This is a genomic window from Burkholderia sp. LMG 13014, assembly GCF_905232215.1.
Classification (GTDB): Bacteria; Pseudomonadota; Gammaproteobacteria; order Burkholderiales; family Burkholderiaceae; genus Burkholderia.
Genome location: NZ_CAJNKE010001074.1, coordinates 1 through 625 on the forward strand (window position 1 = coordinate 1; position 625 = coordinate 625).

Consider the following 625-nt stretch of genomic DNA (forward strand, 5'->3'; position numbering starts at 1 on the left):
CCTCTACAAGATCGACCCGGCGCCGTACGTCGCCGCGCTGAATAGTGCAAAGGCGACGCTTGCGCGGGCGCAGGCGAACCTCGTCACGCAGAACGCGCTGGTCGCGCGCTACAAGGTGCTGGTGGCCGCGAACGCGGTCAGCAAGCAGGACTACGACAACGCGGTGGCCACGCAAGGCCAGGCCGCGGCGGACGTCGCGGCCGGCAAGGCGGCGGTCGATACCGCGCAGATCAACCTCGGCTACACCGATGTCGTGTCGCCGGTTTCGGGCCGCGTCGGCATTTCGCAGGTGACGCCGGGCGCGTACGTGCAGGCAAGCCAGGCAACGTTGATGTCGACGGTGCAGCAGCTCGACCCGGTGTATGTCGACCTCACGCAATCGAGCCTCGACGGGCTGAAGCTGCGCCAGGACGTACAGAGCGGCAAGCTGAAGACGAGCGGCCCGGGCGCGGCAAAAGTGTCGCTGATCCTGGAAGACGGCAAGACCTATTCGGAGCCCGGCAAGCTGCAATTCTCGGACGTGACGGTGGACCAGACCACCGGCTCGGTGACGATTCGCGCGATCTTCCCGAACCCGGGCCGCGTGCTGTTGCCGGGGATGTTCGTGCGCGCACGGATCGAGGAA

At 66.9% G+C, this 625-nt stretch carries 1 protein-coding gene; it reads left to right on the plus strand.

Annotation, left to right across the window (positions count from 1 at the left end; translation table 11 throughout):
• Window positions 1-625 (plus strand): efflux RND transporter periplasmic adaptor subunit (locus JYJ84_RS37455; protein WP_205190372.1); only part of this gene is annotated, 625 nt, incomplete at both ends.